Below are 19,438 nucleotides of genomic sequence, written 5' to 3'. Positions count from 1 at the left end.
CTCACTTGTCCAGCACGAAGGTTTCGAGGTACGAGGGGTTGCTGCGGGCGAGCATGCTCTGCGACCGCGCGGTGATCTGTCCGTCGCTGTGCTCGCTGGCGGGCAGGATCCAGAACCGGTTCTCCCGGATGCCGTCGAGCACGTCGGCCGCGACCGACTCGACCGGGGTGAACTCGATCTCCTGCCCCGCGTCGCGCATCGCCTTCTCCCACGCGTCGAGCGTGTTGTACGGCGTCTTGCGCGGCACCGACTTGGCGAACCGCTCGGGCCGGTTGCGGTAGGACTCCCACAGGCCGGTGCGCAACATCTTGGGTCCGGGGAACAGCACGGACGCGCCGATTCGGGCGTGCACCTGGCCCAGTTGCGCGTACAGCGCCTCGGTCATCGTCACGACCGCGGCCTTGGTGGTGGCGTACACCGACGCGTTCGGCAGCGGCGCGATTCCGCCGTCGCCGGAGGAGGTGTTCACGATGTGCCCGGGCGTGTTCTGCGCGAGCATCCGCGGTACAAATGCCTGGATGCCGTTGAAGACGCCGAACACGTTGACGGCGAAGCACCAGTCCCAGTCCTTGGGATCGTGCTCCCACATCTTGCCCTCGGAGCCCGAGCCGATCCCGGCGTTGTTGCACAACACGTCCACCGCGCCGAAGTGCTCGAACGCGGCGTCGGCCAGCCCGAACACCGATTCGCGCACCGACACGTCCACGACGTGCCCGATCGCGTCGCCGCCCGCGTCGGTGATCCGCGCGACGGCCTTGTCCAGCGCGCCCTGCTCGATGTCGCCGAGCACGACCTTCATGCCCTCGGCGCTGAACCGCTCGGCCATCGCGAGCCCGATACCGCTCGCGGCACCGGTGACGACGGCGACTCTGCCGTCGAATTCCTGGAGCATGTGTCCCGATCCCTTGCTGTCGTCGCTGCCGTGCCTGTCCTGCGTGGTGTGCCTGGTGTGCTCGGCGGGCGTGGCGTCCTTGCCCTGCCTGCCGGCGAGCTACTTCGCGGGCGGCGGGTCGTCGGTGATCTGCTGCACGTCGTCGTAGCGCTGGTGGATGTACGGCAACACCAGATCGGCCTTGACGTGCTCGGCGACGAAGCCCTGCTGGTCCGAGGTGCGCTCGCTGAGCGTGATCGAGATCAGCTTGCGCACCGGCAGGTCGGCGACCGGGTCGAAGTCCGAGTCGCGCAGGATCACCTCGCCGTCCAGGCGGTGTGCGCTGCGGGTGCGCTCGTTGCGGGTGACGTGCACCAGCATCGGGTCGGCGTCGAAGCCGTCGCCGTCCACGGCGGGCAGGAACTTGTAGTAGAAGCTCAGCGTCTGTCGCGGTTCCGGCGTGGCCAGTTCCTCGACCACCGTGCCGCGCACCTCGACGTAGGTGACGCCCATCCGGTTCACGGTGGCCACGATCCGGTCGCCGTCCCGCTCGACCTTGACGTCGGCCAGCTTCTTCGGCTCACCGAACACCTCGCGACCGCCGATCACCGCGCGCTCGGTGGTCATCGGCATGGTGAGCGTGTAGTCGCCCTCGATGTCGCCGTGCTTGCAGCGGACCGCTACCGCGCCCGCGCCGAGCGGGTGGCCGTTGATGTCGCAGGCGGAGATGTTCACCCGGACCAGCGGTCGGTCCGCGGGGACCAGCGGCGGCGGCAGGATCGCCGCGATCACCTCGGGGTCGGTCTCCCAGATCGCCATCACGCCGGTGGACCAGATCTCCGGGAGGCTGGACCGTTCCCGGGAGGACTTCCTCAGCGTCTCCGCCGGTCGGGCTCCGTACCGAATGCGTGCCACGTACCTCACCTCTTCCGCTCGTGCGAGGGCTGCGCGCGGACCGATTCCCCGGTCCCGTGCGCGGTGGTGCCGGTTGCTCTGTAACACTGTTACACCGGTGGGTCGGCGAGGTAAAGACCTGCGGCGCGGTTGCCCGTGTATCGGGCGGACCCGTTCGGACGCGAGAATGGGACGTGATGGACAGGATCACGCGAGACACCGTGCTCGACACCGCCATGCGTCTCGTCATGGAATCCGGTATCGAGAACCTCAGCATGCGCAAACTGGCCGCCGAGTTGGGCGTCGCCGTCACCTCGATCTACTGGCACGTGGGCAACCGCGACGTGCTGGTGGACCAGCTGGTGGACCGGGTGATCGCGGACATGGGCGCGATCTCGGTGGACGGGAGCACGCCGGTCGAGCGGGTGGTGTCGATCGCTCGATCGTGTCGGCGGATGATCCTGGACCGACCGCACCTGGTCGGCCTGGTCCGCGAACGCGGCCTGGAATCGCTGATGATGTTGCCCGCCCGCAAGGCGCTGGTGCGCGAGATGACGGCGGCCGGCCTGCGCGGCGCCCGGGCGGGCGAGGCGGTCCAGGCGGTGCAGTACCAGATCGCCGGCTTCGTGATGCTCGAACGCGCCCTGGAGAACAGCGCGGCCGAACCGCCGGCGGTGGATCACTGGCGCGGCGAATTGGCGCTGGAGGATCCGGAACTGGCGGCGAGCCTGAGCAACGTTACCGACGGTGATCGGCTGTTCGTGCTGTCGGTGCGGGCGTTGGTGGAATCCCTGCTGGGCTGAAGTCTCGGCGTTCGATCAGGGCACGCGTGGTGGTGCGCCGGCGAGGATGCGGCGCCAGGCGGCGGGGGACAGGGCGTCCCGGGCCTGTCGCGCGTCGATCCGGGCCAGGACGCGGGCGGGGGCGGCCAGCAGGGCGGTGGTCCGCAGCAGCGAGCCGCCGATCCGGCGCGGTTCGCGGCGCAGGCTCAGGGTCTCCTCGACCGCGTCCCGGTACGGACTCCGGCGCAGCACGATCCGGAGCAGTTCGCGCCCGGCCCGGCGCCGGCCCGACCGCGCGGCGCTCGCCAGCGCGCCGGGGGCCTGCCGGGTGCGCACGTCCGGGCGGCCCCACGGCAGCGAGGCCGGCGCCTCGCCTCGGGAGACCGCGATCAGCGCCGCGACCAGGTCGGTGCCGCTGGCCGCGGCATTGCCCGGCTCGGTCAGATGGGGGCGTACATCGAGCCAGGCCGGTCCGTGCGCGGTCCGCACCGCGTCCAGCGACAGGGCGCCGTGCCAGCCGAGATGGCCGCCGAGCATCGCGACCTGCTCGCGCACCTCGGGAAGCACCAGGCTGCGCTTGACCGCGGTCCCGTGCAGATGTTCGTACGCGTGCACCACGACCAGTCGACCGTGCTCGAAGACCGCCTGGGCGGACAGGACCGGGCCCTCGGCGGGCTCCTGGACCAGCACGCCCGCGCCGTCCAGGAACGCCCCGTCCTGCTCCAACGTGTCGGCCAGCCGCAGCAGTTGCTCGCGCCGCTCGACCCGGTACACCGCCGGCAGCGTTTTCACGTACAGCGGCGGATCGGCGACCTGGCGCAACTCCTCGGCGGTGTGCACCACCACCGTCCCGGCCGGCTGCGGCATCCCGATCTCGGTCAGTGTGCTCGCCGCCGAGGCCCGATCCGCTACCCGGCGCAGCGCCGCGAACGGCGGTACGGCCAGGGCCACACCGTGCGCGGTGATGCGGTCCGGTTCGCGGGCGAGCACCGCGACGTGCGCGTTGGTGGCCAGCAGCACCTCGTGCGGCTCGGCGCGCAGCACCGCCTCGGTCCGGGCCAGCCACGCCCACGGATCCGCGCCGAAGGCGGGCACCTCGTGCACCGCGACCACCGATCGCGGGCGGCCGAAAGCCGGCCGACCGGGCGGCGCGAGCACCGCCACGTCCTGCCCTGATCGCCCGATCGCCATCGCGATCTGACGTGACGTCACCCCGAAGCCGTCCCCTAGCAGCACGCGCACGGGGGTCATCCTGGCACGAACGTGTGTCCGTGCTCACCTCGCGCCCGATGCCGGTTCGATTAGAATCGCGCCCATGCACCGCCCGGAACCCGCCACCGCGTCGACGTCGCTGTTCGCGACGTTGCTCGCGCTGGTCGGCTTCGGGCTGTTCGTGGACGGGGCACTGCCCGGACTGGTCGCCGTCGCGGTGACCGTGGTGCTCGCGCTGGCCTGCGGCGCCGTTTCGTGGGCGCCGTCCGGCGAGCGGGCGCGGGTGCGTGGTGCGGTGCTGCGCGATCAGGCCGATCGGCTGGCCTTCCTGCCTTCCCGTGATCCCGACGGGCCGGGGCGATCGCGGCCGAGAGCACCGGGAACGGGCCCGGCGGCCTGCTGACTTCGCCGTTGCTCCGACGGGTCGGCACGATTCTTGCTCCGACGGTTCGATGCGACTGTTGTGCCGATGGTTCGGGACGACTGTTCTGTCGAAGGTTCGGCGCACTACTTGTGCCGATGGTGCGATGCGATTTCCTGCCGACGGTTCCGACGGTCCGGTCCGACTTCGTGCCGATGGTTCCGACGGTTCGGTGCGACTCGTGTTCCGAAGGTTCGGCACGCCGCCTGACGCAGCCCTGATTCCCGCGTCACGGAAGGCCTTTCCCATGTTCGGCATCCCCGTTCTCGGCGTCGCGCACGACGTCCTGCTCACCCTCGCGGACGCGCTCGCGCCGCTGCTCGGAACCGGTTCGGTGGCCGGCGCCGTGGTCGTGTTCACCGCGTGCGTGCGACTGGTCATCGTCCCGCTCGGCTACGCCCAGGCCCGGGCCGAGGTGGCCCGCGCCCGGCTCGCCCCGCAGGTCCGCCGCTTGCGCGCCAAGCACGCCGAGGATCCGCAGCGGCTCGCGCGGGAACTGGCCGCGCTGCACCGGCAGTCCGGCACCTCGATGTTCGCCGGCATCCTGCCGGCGCTGGCCGGTCTGCCGTTCCTGTTCCTGACGTACCGTCTGTTCAGCGGTGACCGGGCCCTGTTGGAGCACACGCTGGCCGGCGCGCCGCTGGGCCTGCACCCGGTGGCCGGGCTCGGTGGACCGCACACGCTCGTGCTCGTCGGCCTGTCGGCACTGCTCGCGGGTGTGGCGTACGTGCAGCACCGCGCCGCCGCGGCCGTCCCGGACGCCCCCGCCCTGGTGCGGTGGATGCCGTTCGGGACGGTGCTCACCGCGGCCTTCGTGCCGCTCGCGGCCGGCCTGTACCTGCTCACGAGCACCGCGTGGACCACCGTCGAACGCCCGTTGCTGCGCGGGTTGGCCACCCGACGGGCGGATCGCGTCGTACCCGGGCACTAGCGTTTCGCGCAGTCGTTTCGCGCAGTGACGACGTGAATCTGATCCGAGATCGGAAAAGAGCACCCCATGGCTACGAACAAGTTCGGCGCGACCTGTGCCACGTGCACGACCTACGTCAAGGCCGGCGACGGCCTGTTGGTGCGCAACGACGGCAAGTGGGTGACCTATTGCGCGACGTGCGGCGAGCCCAAGCCCGCCGCGCCACCCCGGGGCAACCACGACGGCTGGCATCGCGGGCCGATGGCCGCCTTCGACGTGGAGACGTCCGGCGTGGACCCGCGCACGGACTTCATCGTCACCGCCGCCCTCGTGGACTCGGCCGGCAACCGGCGGTCCTGGCTGCTCGACCCGGGCGAGCGGGAGATCCCGGCCGAGGCGACCGCGATCCACGGGATCGGCACCGAGCGGGCCCGGGCCGAAGGACGCCAACCGGCCCTGTGCCTGGCCGAGATCGGCACCGCGATGGCCGAATACCTCGCGGCGGGCACGCCGATCGCGATCTACAACGCACCGTTCGACCTGACCATGCTGCAAACCGAGCTGCATCGGCACAACCTGCCGCAACTCCCGTACACCGCACCGATCATCGACCCGCTGGTGATCGACAAGCAACTGGACCGCTACCGCCGGGGCAAGCGCACGCTGGCCGCCACCAGCGCGTTCTACGAGGTGGTGCTGACCGACGCGCACACCGCCGACGGCGATGCGCTCGCATGTCTGCTGCTCGCCCAGGATCTGGGCGCGCGATTCCCGGAGCTGGCCGCCGACTCGCTGCATGTGCTGCACGAGAAGCAGGCCCGCTGGTACGCGGAGCAGGCGGCTTCGCTCCAGCAGTACTTCGACCGCCGGAACCCGGACGGCGGCGCGGTGGTCGACCCGAACTGGCCGGTGATTCCCGGCGGTCCGGACGGTCCGGGCTCGCCGAGCCTGCCCGGCACCTCGACCGGGTCGAGCGCGTGGCGACCGGACGCGGAGCAGGGCGGGGCGCGGGAACGATCCGGGTCGAGCGCGTGGCAGCAGCAGGACGAGCGGGAGCGGTCGGGGTCGAGCGCGTGGCGGCCGGAGGCGTAGGAGTGGGCCGTGGGGCGTAGACGGTTTCGGTCGCGGTGTCGGCGGGTTCGTGGCGAGGGCGGTGCGGCCGTCTTCGGGTGCGGCCTCGGGGCGCGCGGTTTCGGTGGTTCGTGGCCTCGGTGGCGCGCGCGGACGTGGAGGCACGCGGCCTTGGCGGTAGCCGGCCTCAGTGGCTCACGGCTTCAATGGCTCACGCTTCAGTGGCTGACGGCTTCAGTGGCTCACGGCCTCAGCGGTTCGCGGCAAGGGTGGCCAGGCGGCCGTCGATCAGCTCCAACGCCCGGTCCGCGTGCGGGAGATGGCTGTGATCGTGGGTGACCAGGACGGTGGCCGTGCCGTCGGCCCTGGTCAGCTCGGCGAGCAACGCCACGATCGCGGCGCCGCGTTCGTGGTCGAGGGCGCTGGTGGGCTCGTCGACCAGGAGCACGCTCGGCTCGTTCATCAGGGCCCGGGCGATGTTCACGCGTTGCCGCTGGCCGCCGGAGAGCCGCTGCGGGCGGTGCTCGGCGTGCTCCGCGAGGCCGACCCGGTCGAGCAGGTCCAGCGCCCGGCCGCGGGCTCGGCGGGGACTGCGCCCGGCCAGGTGCGCCATCACCTGGAGCTGCTCGACGCAGGTCAACGACGCGAGCAGGTTCGGCTGTTGGAACACGATCCCGATCGTGGTCCGGCGCAATCGGGCGCGCTCGGCGGCGGACAGCGCCGCGGCGTCCCGACCGGCGATCGCCACCCTGCCGGAGTCCGGCCGGGTCAGCGTCGCGGCGACGGCCAGCAGACTGGACTTGCCGGACCCGGACGGCCCGACCACGGCGGTCAGCGTGCCGGGCGGCACGAACAGCGAGACCCGATCCAGGGCGATCACCCGGGAGTCGCCGTCGGGATAGGTGAGGGTGACGTCGGCCAGTTCCAGACCGGGGGACGGGCGCATCGGGTGCCTCTCGGGTTCGCCGGTGCCGGCTGTGGAGACGGATGGGGTGCCGTGGGTCGGGTGGGTCGGCGGCTCGGACGCGGCGGTGTGGCGCGGTGCGGGCCGGCCGTGCGTGGTGGGCCGCCCGGCTCCGGACCGGGTCGTACGGCTCATCGGGTGCCGCTCAGCGCGGTGTGCGGGTCGACGGCGGTCACCCGACGGATGGCGAGCGCGGCACCGACCATGCCGAGCAGGATCAGTACGGCCGCCGGGAGCAGCGTGGTCGACGTGTCCACCACGAACGGCACGCCCGCCGGCGCGACGGCGCCGAACAGCGCGGCCGCCCCGGTACCCAGGGCGGTTCCCACCAGCAGCACCACGAACGCCTGGCCGAGTGCGTCCCGGAGCAGATAGCCGGTGGGCGCGCCGAGCGCCTTGAGTACCGCGACGTCGCCGGCCCGCTGGATGGTCCACACCGTGAAGAACGCGCCGACCACGAGCGCCGAGATCGCGAACAGAAACCCGCGCATCAGTTGCAGCGACCCGTTCTCGGCGGTGAACGAGCCGATCGCGCGCCGGGCGTCGCCGATCGAGGTGGTGCGGGTGCCGATCGCGCGGTCGGCCGCCGCAGTGTGCGCTCCGGCCGGGTCGAGCGCGATCACCGTCGCGTGCGGCCCACCGCGCTGCGGTCCCGGGCGCAGTGGTTGCCAGTCGGCCAGGGTGGTCCAGGCGACCGGCGCGTGGCTGTACGAGGACCCGGACACCACGGCCGCCACGGTCAGCGACGTGTCGGCGCCGACGCTCAGCCGGGCGCCGACCCCGACGTGCAGATCCTCGGCCAGCGGTCGGGACAGTACGACGGTGCCCGGTGCCAGCGCGCGCGGCGCGAGCGGCCCGCCGGGCTCGACGCCGAACGCGGCGGCGGCAGCCGTCCGCTCGCCGACGCCGAGCCGGGTCATCGCGATGCCCAGTGGCGCCGCCGAGCGCACTCCCGGTTGCTCGGCCCAGCGCCGCCACTGGCTCTCGTCCACGGCCGAGTCCGCGAACGAGACGCCCTGCCCGGGCGCGGGCGCGGCGAACGCGAGCCGATCGGCGGGCAGCGCGTCGACGGCCGATGTGTTGGCCCGCCCGAGCCCGACGGTCAGTCCGGACACCAGGCCGACGAGGGCGGTGATCAACACCACGGTGACGATCATCAGGGCGAACCGCCCTCGGGCGAACACGAGGTCTCGCAGCGCGACGAACACGGTGGGTCGGGGTCTCCTCGACGGAAGATCTGAGTACCGAAGGTCCGGGAACTGAAAAGCCGGCCCGTCCGGCGTTTGCGGACAACCGAACTCTCGTCCTCGACAACCGCAACGTCATCGATCGAGCTGTCCGCCCCCGGATCAACCTTTCGATCGATGCCGGCTACACCCGCCCCGCTTACCCTTGACCCGATATGTACCCCACGATCACGCCCACCCCGGTCCCCCGCGCGCTCCGTACCTGCATGCATGCGCTCGTGCTGCTGCTCCTCGCCGTCGCGGCGCTGCGCGCACTGATCGGCGCGGACGCGTCCGGCGGGCGGACGGCGCTGATCGTGCTCGGCGCGGTGGCCACGGCGGGGGTGTACGCGGCGGGCAACCTGCTGCCGTCGGTGGGGCCTTCGCGGCGCGCCTCGATGGTGTGGCTGGGGTGCCTGACGCTGGCCTGGGGCGGGTTCTATGCGTTGACGGCGGAGGGGATCTGGTTCGCGTTCCCGCTGTTCTTCCTGGTCCCGCACCTGCTGCCGGTACGGCTCGCGGTGCCGGCGGTGGCCGGGCTGACGGTGCTCGCGATCGTGGGCTACGCGGTGCATCGCGGCGGGTTGGCGGTGGGCATGGTGCTCGGCCCGGTGCTGGGCGCGGCGGTGGCGATGGCGACCGTACTGGGCTACCAGGCGCTGCACCGGGAGAGCGAGGAGCGCCGCCGGCTGGTGGAGGACGTGGTCGCCGCGCGCGCCTCGCTGGCCGCGGCCGAGCGGCATGCCGGGGTGCTCGCGGAGCGTGAGCGGTTGGCCCGGGAGATCCACGACACGCTCGCACAGGGCTTCAGCAGCATCCAGCTGTTGCTGCGCGCGGCGGAGCGGGCGCTGCCGGGCGATCCGCTCGCCGCGGACCGGCACGTACGGCTCGCCCGGATCACCGCGACCGACAGTCTGGCCGAGGCGCGCCGGTTCGTCCGGGCACTGGCTCCGCCGGAGTTGGACGGGTCCTCGCTGCCGGCGGCGCTGGAGCGGTTGTGCGCGCGGACCGCGGCCGAGGCGGAGTTGGACGTGCGTTTCCACAGCACGGGCGATGCGGTGGGACTGCCGACGGCCGTCGAGGTGGCGCTGCTGCGGATCGCCCAGTCGGCGCTGGGCAACACCGTGCGGCATGCGGGGGCGTCCCGGGTCGAGGTGACGCTGAGCCACATGGATGCCTCGGTGACGCTGGACGTGGTGGACGACGGGCGGGGCTTCGATCCGGCCGGGCGAGTCGGGCGAGCCGGGCGAGCCGGGCAGGATGGCGGGATCGGGCCGGCCGGTACCGGGTTCGGGCTGGCTGCGATGCGGACTCGGGCGGCGGAGTTGGGCGGGGTGCTGACGGTGGAGTCGGGGCCGGCGCAAGGGGCGGCGATCGCGGTCACGTTTCCGGTGCCGGTGCCGGTGCCTGGGTCGGGGTCGGCGCCAGGGTCGGTGTCGGTGTCGCTCCCGGTGCAGGGTGGGTCGGCGCGGTGATTCGGCTGTTGCTGGCCGACGACCATCCGATCGTGCGGGCGGGGCTGCGGGCGGTATTGGCGGCGGAGCCGGACTTCGCGGTGGTGGGGGAGGCGGACACGGCCGAGCGGGCGATCGAGTTGGCCCGGTCGCTGGCGCCCGACGTGGTGCTGATGGACCTGCGGTTCCGTCCGGGCGGGATGCACGGGAACGCGGCCACGGCGGCGATCACGGCCCTGCCGGACGCGCCGCACGTCCTGGTGCTGACCACGTACGACACCGATGCGGACATCCTGGCGGCGGTCGAGTCGGGCGCGTTGGGCTACCTGCTCAAGGACGCCCCGCCCGAGGAACTGGCCGCCGCGGTACGTACCGCCGCGGCCGGCGAATCGGCGCTCGCGCCGCGGATCGCCGGTCGCCTGCTGAGCCGGCTGCGCGATCCGCTCCCGACGCTGACCACCCGCGAGACCGAGGTGCTGGCGCTGGTCGCGGACGGGCTGTCCAACCTGGCGATCAGCAAGGCGCTCTTCCTGAGCCAGGCCACCGTCAAGTCCCACCTGGTGCACATCTACGCCAAGCTCGGCGTCGACTCGCGCACGGCAGCGGTGGCCGCGGCGGTGCAACGCGGAGTCCTGGGCCGACGGTGAACTCGCCGCGGGGCGGGACGGAGGGACGGACGGTGGGTCGCGCGTCCGCTTCGCGGTCGGGGTTGGTTCCGGTGCTCCGCAGCCGGGTTGCTCGCCCGCTGCTCGGCCGGTCCCGCGTACGTCGGGTGGGGTGCCTGTTTTGGTTGGTGGGTGGGTCGATCTCGTCGGGCTGCCCGTAGGGTCTCGGCATGACCGTGTTGCACGTGAAGGGTCGCGTTCTGGTCGGCCCGGACGAGGTTCGTGACGAGATGTGGATCGTCGGCGGCCGGATCACCTTCGATCGGCCGACGTCGCTCGCCGTCGACGCGACGCTGGAGGGCTGGGTACTGCCCGGCCTGGTCGACGCGCACTGCCACGTCGGGATCGACGAGCACGGCGCCGTCGACGCCGCCACCTCCGAACGCCAGGCGCAGACCGACCGGGACGCCGGTGCGCTGCTGTTGCGGGACGCCGGTTCGGCCGCCGACACACGGTGGATCGACGGCCGGGAGGACCTGCCCCGACTCATCCGCGCGGGTCGCCATCTGGCCCGGCCCAAGCGCTACATCCGCAATTACGCGCACGAGATCGAGCCCGGCGACCTGACCGCGTTCGTGATCCAGGAGGCCCGCCGCGGCGACGGCTGGGTCAAGCTGGTCGGCGACTGGATCGACCGGGACACCGGCGACCTGTCCCCGCTGTGGCCACTGGACGCGCTCAAGGAGGCGATCGCCGCGGCGCACGCCGAGGGCGCCCGGGTCACCGCGCACTGCTTCGCCGAGAACTCGCTCCCGGACCTGATCGAGGCGGGCATCGACTGCATCGAGCACGCCACGGGCCTGACCGAGGACCTGATCCCGCTGTTCGCCGAGCGCGGCGTGGCGATCGTGCCGACGCTGGTCAACATCGCCACCTTCCCCGGCATCGCCGACCGTGCGGCCGGCAAGTTCCCGACCTACGCCGCGCACATGCGCGCGCTGCACGCGAACCGCTACGCCACGGTCCGGGCGGCCCACGACGCCGGCATCCCGATCTTCGTCGGCACCGACGCGGGCGGCTCGCTGCCGCACGGCCTGGTCGCCGACGAGGTGGCCGAACTGGTCGCGGCCGGCATCCCCGCGACCGACGCGCTTTCCGCCGCGTGCTGGTCCGCCCGCACCTGGCTCGGCCGCGACGCGATCGCCGAGGGCGCCTCCGCCGACGTGGTCGTCTACGCGGCCGACCCCCGCGCGGACGTCGCCGTCCTGGCCGACCCCCGCGCGGTGGTGCTGCGCGGGAAGGTGATGCCACGCTGAGCCGTCGACGCCCGCGAGCCGGGCCGACGCCCACCGGAAGCAGCCCCAGGCAACCCGCAAGACGCCCTCGGGGCCGGCACGGGCCGGGCTCGCGATGCCGGGAACTGTGGGGAGGCGGCTCTCCGGGGATGCCCGACGTGTTCGTGGTGATCACGAGGGTGTGCGTTGGGGGAGGGAGGCCCGCTCTCGGGGCGCGGTCGAGGGTTTCCGTGGCCTTGCCGGTCAGGGACGGCGGGCCGCAACAACCGTCGAGATGAACGGTGTTGTGAGTACTTCGGTGGCGTTCAGGGCTGGATGGGTGAGGTAGAACAGGCGGAGTTCGTCCACTTCGCCGTCGAATTGGGGTGGCCAGTGAGGCGAGGGGGTGAAGTCGTCCAGGATGAGAAGGCCACCGGGAGCAAGCAGTTCGACGACCCTTTCGGGGTCGTCACGCTTGCCGCCGCCGTCGCAGAAGAAGACGTCGAAGGGGGCGTGTTGCTCGAGCAGCCGCCAGTCCCCGGTCAGCACGGCGACACGGTCGTCGTCCGCGAAGACACCGGCCGCTCGACGGGCCAGTTCCGCGTCGCGCTCCACCGTCACCAGGCGGGCCTCGGCGCCGAGGCCGCTGTGCAGCCAGGCCGTGCCCACTCCGGAGCCGGTGCCGCTCTCCGCGATGACCCCGTGCGGCTTCGTGGTGGCGGCCAAGCCGAGCAGCCTGCCCACTTCCGGGACGCAACTCTGCTTGAATCCCGCCTCGGCGGCGACCCGTTCCGCCGCTGCCACGCGGGGCGGAACCGCACGTTCCGTCGTGGGCACGAATCCCCCTTCACCGTGAACACCGTCGACGCTATCCGCCGGCAGTGGCGTCCGCACGGAGTTCCGCCCGCCCGGCCCCGGCGAATCTTTCCGACGGCAGCGCCGGATCCCGGTCGGCGAGGAGGTGCGGGCCGGATGGTGGAGTACGCGGTGCGCAACGGCCCTCGTACGCGCGCCGCGTCCCGCGCGCACGGGCGCCATGTGCCGGGTCTCCCGACCTTCTAGGTGCGGTGTGGGGTGTTCGGGCGGTTGCGGTATTCGGTCGGGTCGCCGCGGAAGGTGATGGTGCCCCGACTGAGGGCGTAGACGACTTCGGCGCGGTCCAGGGCCTCGCCGGTGTGTTGTTCGACCAGGATCACCGTGCGGTCGGCGTCGGCCAGGGTGGTGACCACCTCGTAGAGCCGGGCGGCGACGCGCGGGGCCAGGCCCTGGCTGAGTTCGTCCAGGAGGAGGAGCTTGGCGGGGGTGAGCAGGGCGCGGCCGACCGCGAGCATCTGCTGTTCGCCGCCGGAGAGGGTGCCGGCCTTCTGGGTCAGTCGGTCGGCCAGGATCGGGAACGCGGTCAGGGCGGGCCCGATGTCGCCGCCGTCGGCGAACAGTCTCAGGTTGTCGGCCACGGTCAGGCCGGCGAACACGCCGCCGCGTTCGGGGATCAGGGTCAGCCCCGCGCGGGCCCGCCGGTCGGCGGGCCACCCGGTGATGTCCGCCCCGTTCCAGAGCACCTTGCCGGCGCTCGGGCGGACCAGCCCGGCCAGGGTGTTCAGCAGCGTGCTGCGGCCCGAGCCGTTGCGGCCGACCAGGGCCGTCACCGCGCCCGCGGGAAATTCCAGGTCGACGCCGTGCAGCGCCTCGATCGGGCCGTAGCGAACCCGAAGTCCGGTTACGGACAGGGCGATCGGCATCAGAGGTACACCTCCCGCGCGCGCTCGTCGGCGCGGATCTCGTCCGGCGTGCCGGCCGCCACGATCCGGCCCGCGGCCATCACGTGCACGGTGTCGGCGACGCCGAAGACCAGGTCCATGTCGTGTTCGACCAGCAGGATGGCCAGGCCGTCGGCGGCCAGCGCGCGCAGTTCGTGCCGCAGCCGGTCGGTCTGTGCGTCGTCCAAGCCACTGGCCGGCTCGTCCAGGAGCAGCACCGACGGGGACGACGCGAGCGCGCGGGCCAGTTCGACCATGCGCAGAATCCCGACCGGGAGTTCGCCCGCCGGGGTGTGCGCGTGCTCGGTCAGCGCGAGGCGGCGCAGCGCCGCCTCGACCGCGACTCGGGTCCGCCCCCGGGCCGGGTCGGGCAGGCCCAGCAGTCGGGCCGCGGCCGAGGACCCGTTCCGGTTCTCCGCCGCCACCCGCAGGTTGTCCACCACCGACAGACTCGGGAACACCGACACCACCTGGAACGTACGGGCCAACCCGAGCCGGGCCCGCCGATGCGCCGGCAGCCGGGTGACGTCCCGCCCGTCCAGGTACACCCGACCGGCATCGACCCGACCACCCGCGAGGCAGTCGAACAGGGTGCTCTTGCCCGCCCCGTTCGGCCCGATCACCGCCGTCACCGCGCCCGCCGGCACGACCAGATCCACCCCGTCCACGGCCCGCAACCCGCCGAACCGCCGCACGATGCCCTCGGCCCGCAGCCCACCCGCCGGCCCACCGCCGTGGGGATCGGAACGCGTCGCTCCCGAGGCCGCGTTCACGGCCTCGTTCGCCCTGGTCGGCCCATCGCCGTCCGGGTTCGGGCGCGTCGGTTCCGTGCCCCCGTTCACGGGCGCACCCGGGCGCGCAGGGTCCGGCCGAGTGGGGTGAGGCGGACCGGGATCGGCTCCGTCGGCGCGGGCGGGTGGCCCGCGGCCAGGCGCAGGACCGTGGCGGGGACACCGCCCGGCATCCGGGACAGGAGCACGGCCAGGGCGCCGATCACGATGGTGGACATGCCGGCCGTGGTGGCCGCGTCCAGGGCCACCACCAGGCCGGCGGCCAGTACCGCGCCCGCCGCGCTGTCCACGCCGAAGACGACCACGGCCGCGAACCAGACCAGGCCCAGGACCGGGTCGAAGGCCGCCGCGTCGAAGGCCCGGCCGCCCATCCCGAGCAGCGCGCCGCCCAGCCCGGCCACGCCGGCGCCGACCGCGAAGACGAAGACCTTGGCGGAGGAGACGTCCACGCCGGCCGCCGCCGCGCCGCTCTCGTGGTCGCGGACCGCGACCAGCATGCGGCCGAGTCGGCTCACGTGCAGCCGGCGGATCACCAGCAGGACCAGTCCCAGGCAGACCAACTCAAGTGCGTAGAAGGCACGTTCGCCCTCGAAGGGCGATGGGTGATCGAGCACCGCGTCGGTGGTGAAGCGCGGCTGGGCGAAGACGAACCGGCTGACCACCGCGGCCACCGCGAACGTGGTCAGCGCCAGGGTCAACCCGCGTCGCCGAATCGCCGGCCACCCGGTCAACAGGCCGACCGGCACCACCAGCAGCGCGGCCAGGAACAGCGCTACCAGGCCCGGGACTTCCCGGCCCATCAGCTGCCCGGCGAACAGCGCGCCCAGACCCGCGAAGCCGGCCTGGCCGAGCGAGATCTGGCCCGCGTACCCGGTGAGCATCACCAGCGACACGAACACGATCGCCAGCGCCGGCACCTGCTGGGCGATCCGCAGGTGCTCCGCGCTCAGGGCCAGTGGCGCCGCGGCGACCGCGACGAACGGCACCCACCAGCCCGCCGGCGCGCTCTCCCCGTGCCCGGTCCCTATCCGGGTCGCCGCCCGCGTGGCGTCCGGGCCGCCCACCTCGATCATCCGCGGCAGCACCAGCAGCGCGACCAGCATCACGACCACGAACAGATTCGCCTGGAGCGCCTGGACCAGCCCCCAGGAGTCGAGTTCCAGCCGGGACAGTTCGCTCTGCCCCACCCCGATCGCCAGCGCCGCCAGAATCGCCACCGGCAGACTGGCCAGCCGGGCCACCACGGCGACGCCGATCGTCTCCAGCACGAGCAGGGTCAGTCCGTACGGGTCCAGCCGCAGGTGCGGTGCCAGCAGCACCCCGGTCAACCCCGCCAGCATCGACCCGAAGGCCCAGCCCGCCGCGGCCACTCGGTCGGCCGGCACACCCGCCAGCTCGGCCAGTGCGCGCCGGTCCACCACCGCGCGCAGCCGCACGCCGAACCGGGTGTACCGGGTCACGCCGGCCACCAGCGCGGCGACCGCGATCACCACGCCCAGTTCGACGAGCGTGCCGGTGGGCACGGACGTGTCGCCGGGCAGCGCGACCGACCCGGTCGGCACGATCGACGGCGGGTCCAGTCGGGCCTGGGTGCCCCAGGTCAGCGTCGCGACGCCGACCAGGAGCACGAACACGCCCAGCGAGGCGACGAGCATCCGGGCCGGGCCCGCCCCCTCGCGGTGCAGCCCGCGAAAGACGAAGCGCTCCAGGACCAGGCCGAGCGCCGGCGCCACCACGCCCACGTCGAGCAGCACGGCCGCCCACAGCGGCCAGCCCCACACCCGGACCTGCTGCCAGACCAGGTAGGCGACGATCATCGCGAGCGCGCCGAAGGACAGGTTGAACACGCCGGTCGCCCGGTAGGAGGTGATCATCCCGACCGCCGCGAGCGCCGCGATCGCGCCCACGCCCAGTCCGGCCAGGGCCAGTTCCAGAGTGAGCACGACGCTCAGCCGCCGGTCGCGGGCACGATCGGCCCGTCGGGACCGCTCTCGCCGGTGTCCCCGGGATCGCGCCGCTCCGCCGACCCGTCGGCCGCGCCGGGCACCGACCCCGACTGCGACCGGGCGAGCCCCGACCCGGACTGCGCCGAACCCGGCCCCGGGTCGCACAGCCGGCACGGCCGCAGGTCCTTGTCCCGCGCCGTCGTCTCGTCCACGGCGGACACCCCGTTCTTGCCCCGGACCAGCGAGCACTCGGGCCGGTGGTACCGCGCGCCACCCGGCACCGTGACCCACGCCGCCGCGGTGGGCGGCTCCCGCACCGGGTCGGCGGGCACCGGCTCGACCAGCAGTTCGTACAGCCGGCCCACCATCGACCGCAGTTCCGCGTCCACCGCGCCCGACTCGCCCGCCGCGCCGCGCCGGGTGCCCACCACGAGCACCGCGCCCGCGACGATCAGGGCCGCACCCGGAATGGTCGCCGAGGCCAGATAGGGCAACTGGCGTGCCTCGTACCGTTCACCCGATACGCCATACCAGCCCAGCGCGCACAGCAGCGCGCCGCACAGCCCGACCAGCCAGCCGCCGTGCGTGCGCAACAACCGCCGCAAACCCTCCATGGTCGCCGCCGCGTCGGTCGTACGCTGTCGTTCGATAAGGGAGTTCGCCTTTCCCGTGGAACCTGCCGAGTCCGTCGAACCTGCCATAGGGTCCACCCGTCGAGTCCGCCCGATCGCGTATCCGTGCCTCAGCGTAGTTCGCCGGGATCTGGTCATACGGGCCGGAACACGATTGGATACCGAGTCGCACGTGGCAACATGACTTGCCGGTAACCCAGGTACTACCTGGCTACATCAACAGCAACACGACGCCGGGCGACCGGCGGAACGGGTGGTGAATGCACGTGAGCGTGGACATGATCAACGAGCGGGCGACAACGGGCACCGGCGTCGGTCGTCGCAAGGGGGCGCGTCGGGCATGGCTGGCCCTGCCGGTGGCGGCGGTGCTGGTGATGTCCGGGTGCAGCGACGACGACGACAAGAAGGACGACAAGGCCAAGTCGACGCCGTCGGCGTCCGCGCCGGTCGCCCCCGCGGCGACGACGCCCGCGACCACCGCGAGCACGCCGGCCGCACCCGGTGGCGCATCCAGCGCTCCGCCGGCCGGTGGCACCACGCTGACCGGCGAGGAGAAGAAGGTCGCCGACAACTGGGACAAGCTGTTCGACAACGCCACGCCGCTCGCGGACCGCAAGGCGGTCCTGGAGAACTCGGCGCAGGTGGGCACGCTCGTCGAGACGCTCGCGAACGACCCGCTGGCCAAGCAGGTCACGTCCAAGACCACCGCGGTCAAGATCAACGGTGAGAAGGCGGCCGTGTCGTTCGACATCCTGCTCGCCGGCACCCCGGCGCTGCCCGGCCAGACCGGTCAGGCCGTCAAGCAGGACGGCACCTGGAAGGTCAGCCTGAGCACCGTCTGCACGCTGGTCTCCGCGCTCAAGCCGGGCACCGTGGTCGAGGGTTGCCCCAAGGCCTGACCGCAGACTCCGAACGGGCGGACATTCGCCACACCCGGGCCACCGAGGAGCACGCATGCATCGTCGTTTCCGTCGACGGGGCGTGCCGTGCGCCTCGGTGGCCCTGTTCGCGGCCCTGCTGCTGTGCGTACCGACCGCGTGCGGGTCGCGGTTGCCCGAACGCGACTTCCACGACCGCGAGCCGGCCCCGGTGGGCACCGGCGCGTCCGCGCCGAACGCCAACACCGCATCCGACGTGGGCGTGACCCCCACCCGGATCACCGTCGGGATGATCGACACCGTGCAGGGCATCCTGGGCAACGAGACCTTCTCCGGGCCGATGTACGGCGCCCAGGCCTGGTTCAAGGCGCTCAACGACCGCGGCGGCGTGAACGGGCGCAGGGTCGAGGTGTCCGCGTGCGACGACACCGGATACGGCGTGGCCAACCAGCGCTGCGCCCGCAAACTCGTCGAGGACGACAAGGTGTTCGCCTTCGCGGGCAACAGCATCTACAGCTACAACGCCGCCGGATACGTCAGCGGCAAGGGCGTTCCGGACGTCGGCGGTCAGCCGATCGGGACCGCGTACGAGACCTACCCGCACCTGTACTCGATCTACGGATCGCGGGCCCCGCGCGAGGGCAGGGTCGGCTGGAACGGCGACCTGTACGCGAGCACCGAGGTCTACCGCTACTTCAAGGACAAGCTCGGCGCGCGCACCGCCGCCGTGGTGTCGTACAACCAGGCCGACTCCGCGCGCTACGCGCAGACCGTCGCCGACGGCCTGCGTGCCGAGGGTTACACCGTGCTCGACAAGCAGGTCGACTTCGCACTGCCGAACTTCGCCGCCGCGGTGGTGGACATGCGCAGCAAGGGCGTCGACATCGTCTTCGACGCGGTGGACACCCGCGGCAACGTCGAACTGTGCAAGGCGATGGACGGCGCAGGTCTGCGGGTGACCGCGAAGGTGACCAACGTGCAGAACTGGAACGCGCGCGTCGGCGAGGACTTCAAGGCGTCCCCGACGTGCCGCAACAGCATCTACGCGACGGGCAACAGCCGCAGCTACACGGACACCGCGCACCCCGCGGTGGCCGAGTTCCGGGCCGCGATGAAGAAGTACTTTCCCGACCGCGAGGACAAGCTCTCCCAGTGGGAACTGGAGGGCTGGGCCTCGGCGATGTGGCTCACCGACGCGATCGCCTCGTGCGGCGCGAACGTCACCCGGGCGTGCGTGGAAGGCTTCGTCAACCGCCCCGAGGGCTACGACGCGCACGGACTGCTGATCCCGGTCGACTTCAAGGCCGAACCGGTCGACAAGGTCGCCGCGCCCACCCGCACCTGCTTCGACGTGGCCCGTTGGCAGGACGCCGCGCCGGGCGGCTGGGTCGGCCAGGTACCGGACATGACCACGAACTGCTACGACGTTCCCTCGCTGCCGTACAAGCCCTGACCGGCCGCTCGGGAGCTTCAGCGCCAATCCGCCCGGTACCAGGCCTGCGGCCGGGCCGGGAGCGGTCGCCGTGCGGGCGGAAGGGCGACGGGGGCGGGCCGCGCCGCCTCGGCCACCGGATAGGGCAGCCGCACCATGCCGAACGGACGGCGGTGATGGGGATCGGGGCTGGGGGCGATCAGGGCCGAACCTCGCACGGGAGAGCCTCTCCGCTACGACGGCCCCGAGATCCCACGCCCCGACGCCGCGCCCACCGAGACTCGTCGGCGGACACGGCGTACAACGATCGGACCGGGG

General features: G+C 72.7%; 19 protein-coding genes. 9 read left to right on the top strand and 10 right to left on the bottom strand.

Annotated elements, in window-relative coordinates; all coding sequences use genetic code 11:
* Window position 1: 1 nt before the first annotated feature.
* A complete protein-coding gene (locus ACFZBU_RS07195; RefSeq protein ID WP_391582499.1) occupies window positions 2-892 on the bottom strand; it encodes an SDR family NAD(P)-dependent oxidoreductase in 891 nt (296 codons plus the stop codon).
* 99 nt (window positions 893-991) lie between these two features.
* Window positions 992-1,786, bottom strand: coding sequence for an acetoacetate decarboxylase family protein (locus ACFZBU_RS07190; protein WP_391582498.1), 795 nt, complete (start codon window positions 1,784-1,786; stop codon window positions 992-994).
* 176 nt (window positions 1,787-1,962) lie between these two features.
* Between ACFZBU_RS07190 and ACFZBU_RS07185 the strand changes: the two genes are divergently transcribed.
* Complete coding sequence (locus tag ACFZBU_RS07185) at window positions 1,963-2,568, top strand: TetR/AcrR family transcriptional regulator (protein ID WP_391582497.1); 606 nt, start codon at window positions 1,963-1,965, stop codon at window positions 2,566-2,568.
* Window positions 2,569-2,583: 15 nt separating this feature from the next.
* On the opposite strand, the gene ACFZBU_RS07180 is transcribed toward ACFZBU_RS07185, so the two are convergent.
* Complete coding sequence (locus tag ACFZBU_RS07180) at window positions 2,584-3,789, bottom strand: hypothetical protein (protein ID WP_391582496.1); 1,206 nt, start codon at window positions 3,787-3,789, stop codon at window positions 2,584-2,586.
* 73 nt (window positions 3,790-3,862) lie between these two features.
* Here ACFZBU_RS07180 and ACFZBU_RS07175 point away from each other — a divergent pair, with 73 nt between their 5' ends.
* The 3 genes from ACFZBU_RS07175 to ACFZBU_RS07165 all read left to right on the top strand — a co-directional run bounded on the left by ACFZBU_RS07175 (window position 3,863) and on the right by ACFZBU_RS07165 (window position 6,182).
* Window positions 3,863-4,162, top strand: coding sequence for a DUF6412 domain-containing protein (locus ACFZBU_RS07175; protein WP_391582495.1), 300 nt, complete (start codon window positions 3,863-3,865; stop codon window positions 4,160-4,162).
* Between the two features lie 265 nt (window positions 4,163-4,427).
* Complete coding sequence (locus tag ACFZBU_RS07170; RefSeq protein WP_391582494.1) at window positions 4,428-5,111, top strand: YidC/Oxa1 family membrane protein insertase; 684 nt, start codon at window positions 4,428-4,430, stop codon at window positions 5,109-5,111.
* Between the two features lie 66 nt (window positions 5,112-5,177).
* The gene (locus tag ACFZBU_RS07165; protein WP_391582493.1) at window positions 5,178-6,182 is read left to right on the top strand and encodes an exonuclease domain-containing protein; all 1,005 of its coding nucleotides are present in this window, start codon (window positions 5,178-5,180) and stop codon (window positions 6,180-6,182) included.
* 229 nt (window positions 6,183-6,411) lie between these two features.
* Here ACFZBU_RS07165 and ACFZBU_RS07160 read toward each other — a convergent pair whose 3' ends face one another.
* Entirely contained in the window at window positions 6,412-7,107 is a 696-nt protein-coding gene (locus ACFZBU_RS07160) for an ABC transporter ATP-binding protein (protein WP_391583057.1), read from the bottom strand.
* A 149-nt stretch (window positions 7,108-7,256) separates the two neighbouring features.
* Window positions 7,257-8,333, bottom strand: a complete 1,077-nt coding sequence (locus ACFZBU_RS07155) for an ABC transporter permease (protein ID WP_391582492.1) — start codon at window positions 8,331-8,333, stop codon at window positions 7,257-7,259.
* 194 nt (window positions 8,334-8,527) lie between these two features.
* Here ACFZBU_RS07155 and ACFZBU_RS07150 point away from each other — a divergent pair, with 194 nt between their 5' ends.
* The 3 genes from ACFZBU_RS07150 (at window position 8,528) to ACFZBU_RS07140 (ending at window position 11,726) form a co-directional block, all read left to right on the top strand.
* Window positions 8,528-9,826, top strand: a complete 1,299-nt coding sequence (locus ACFZBU_RS07150) for a sensor histidine kinase (protein ID WP_391582491.1) — start codon at window positions 8,528-8,530, stop codon at window positions 9,824-9,826.
* Window positions 9,823-10,452, top strand: coding sequence for a response regulator (locus ACFZBU_RS07145; protein WP_391582490.1), 630 nt, complete (start codon window positions 9,823-9,825; stop codon window positions 10,450-10,452). The genes ACFZBU_RS07150 and ACFZBU_RS07145 overlap by 4 nt, the downstream gene beginning before the upstream one ends.
* 188 nt (window positions 10,453-10,640) lie before the next feature.
* Entirely contained in the window at window positions 10,641-11,726 is a 1,086-nt protein-coding gene (locus tag ACFZBU_RS07140; protein WP_391582489.1) for an amidohydrolase family protein, read from the top strand.
* A 222-nt stretch (window positions 11,727-11,948) separates the two neighbouring features.
* On the opposite strand, the gene ACFZBU_RS07135 is transcribed toward ACFZBU_RS07140, so the two are convergent.
* From ACFZBU_RS07135 to ACFZBU_RS07115, 5 genes are all read right to left on the bottom strand, one after another.
* A complete protein-coding gene (locus ACFZBU_RS07135; protein ID WP_391582488.1) occupies window positions 11,949-12,521 on the bottom strand; it encodes an O-methyltransferase in 573 nt (190 codons plus the stop codon).
* Window positions 12,522-12,742: 221 nt separating this feature from the next.
* Complete coding sequence (locus ACFZBU_RS07130; protein WP_391582487.1) at window positions 12,743-13,423, bottom strand: ABC transporter ATP-binding protein; 681 nt, start codon at window positions 13,421-13,423, stop codon at window positions 12,743-12,745.
* The gene (locus ACFZBU_RS07125; protein ID WP_391582486.1) at window positions 13,423-14,283 is read right to left on the bottom strand and encodes an ABC transporter ATP-binding protein; all 861 of its coding nucleotides are present in this window, start codon (window positions 14,281-14,283) and stop codon (window positions 13,423-13,425) included. The genes ACFZBU_RS07130 and ACFZBU_RS07125 overlap by 1 nt, the downstream gene beginning before the upstream one ends.
* Window positions 14,280-16,175 carry an ABC transporter permease gene (locus tag ACFZBU_RS07120; protein ID WP_391582485.1) on the bottom strand — a complete coding sequence of 632 codons (1,896 nt, stop codon included), beginning with the start codon at window positions 16,173-16,175 and terminating at the stop codon, window positions 14,280-14,282. The genes ACFZBU_RS07125 and ACFZBU_RS07120 overlap by 4 nt, the downstream gene beginning before the upstream one ends.
* A gap of 5 nt (window positions 16,176-16,180) precedes the next feature.
* Window positions 16,181-16,792 carry a hypothetical protein gene (locus ACFZBU_RS07115; RefSeq protein ID WP_391582484.1) on the bottom strand — a complete coding sequence of 204 codons (612 nt, stop codon included), beginning with the start codon at window positions 16,790-16,792 and terminating at the stop codon, window positions 16,181-16,183.
* A 284-nt stretch (window positions 16,793-17,076) separates the two neighbouring features.
* Between ACFZBU_RS07115 and ACFZBU_RS07110 the strand changes: the two genes are divergently transcribed.
* A complete protein-coding gene (locus ACFZBU_RS07110) occupies window positions 17,077-17,709 on the top strand; it encodes a hypothetical protein (RefSeq protein WP_391582483.1) in 633 nt (210 codons plus the stop codon).
* Between the two features lie 55 nt (window positions 17,710-17,764).
* Window positions 17,765-19,141 (top strand): ABC transporter substrate-binding protein, encoded by a 1,377-nt coding sequence (locus tag ACFZBU_RS07105; RefSeq protein ID WP_391582482.1) that lies wholly within the window; start codon window positions 17,765-17,767, stop codon window positions 19,139-19,141.
* The last annotated feature ends 297 nt before the right edge of the window (window positions 19,142-19,438 follow it).

Source organism: Embleya sp. NPDC008237, assembly GCF_042956465.1.
Classification (GTDB): Bacteria; Actinomycetota; Actinomycetes; order Streptomycetales; family Streptomycetaceae; genus Embleya.
Note: the sequence above shows the minus strand (reverse complement) of the source record. Positions and strands in the feature narration are given on the sequence as shown.

Coding starts and splice junctions, on each gene's coding strand:
- ACFZBU_RS07195 (WP_391582499.1), bottom strand. CDS start 892: ATGCTCCAGGAATTCGACGGCAGAGTCGCCGTCGTCACCGGTGCCGCG.
- ACFZBU_RS07185 (WP_391582497.1), top strand. CDS start 1,963: ATGGACAGGATCACGCGAGACACCGTGCTCGACACCGCCATGCGTCTC.
- ACFZBU_RS07175 (WP_391582495.1), top strand. CDS start 3,863: ATGCACCGCCCGGAACCCGCCACCGCGTCGACGTCGCTGTTCGCGACG.
- ACFZBU_RS07170 (WP_391582494.1), top strand. CDS start 4,428: ATGTTCGGCATCCCCGTTCTCGGCGTCGCGCACGACGTCCTGCTCACC.
- ACFZBU_RS07165 (WP_391582493.1), top strand. CDS start 5,178: ATGGCTACGAACAAGTTCGGCGCGACCTGTGCCACGTGCACGACCTAC.
- ACFZBU_RS07160 (WP_391583057.1), bottom strand. CDS start 7,107: ATGCGCCCGTCCCCCGGTCTGGAACTGGCCGACGTCACCCTCACCTAT.
- ACFZBU_RS07150 (WP_391582491.1), top strand. CDS start 8,528: ATGTACCCCACGATCACGCCCACCCCGGTCCCCCGCGCGCTCCGTACC.
- ACFZBU_RS07140 (WP_391582489.1), top strand. CDS start 10,641: ATGACCGTGTTGCACGTGAAGGGTCGCGTTCTGGTCGGCCCGGACGAG.
- ACFZBU_RS07130 (WP_391582487.1), bottom strand. CDS start 13,423: ATGCCGATCGCCCTGTCCGTAACCGGACTTCGGGTTCGCTACGGCCCG.
- ACFZBU_RS07115 (WP_391582484.1), bottom strand. CDS start 16,792: ATGGAGGGTTTGCGGCGGTTGTTGCGCACGCACGGCGGCTGGCTGGTC.
- ACFZBU_RS07105 (WP_391582482.1), top strand. CDS start 17,765: ATGCATCGTCGTTTCCGTCGACGGGGCGTGCCGTGCGCCTCGGTGGCC.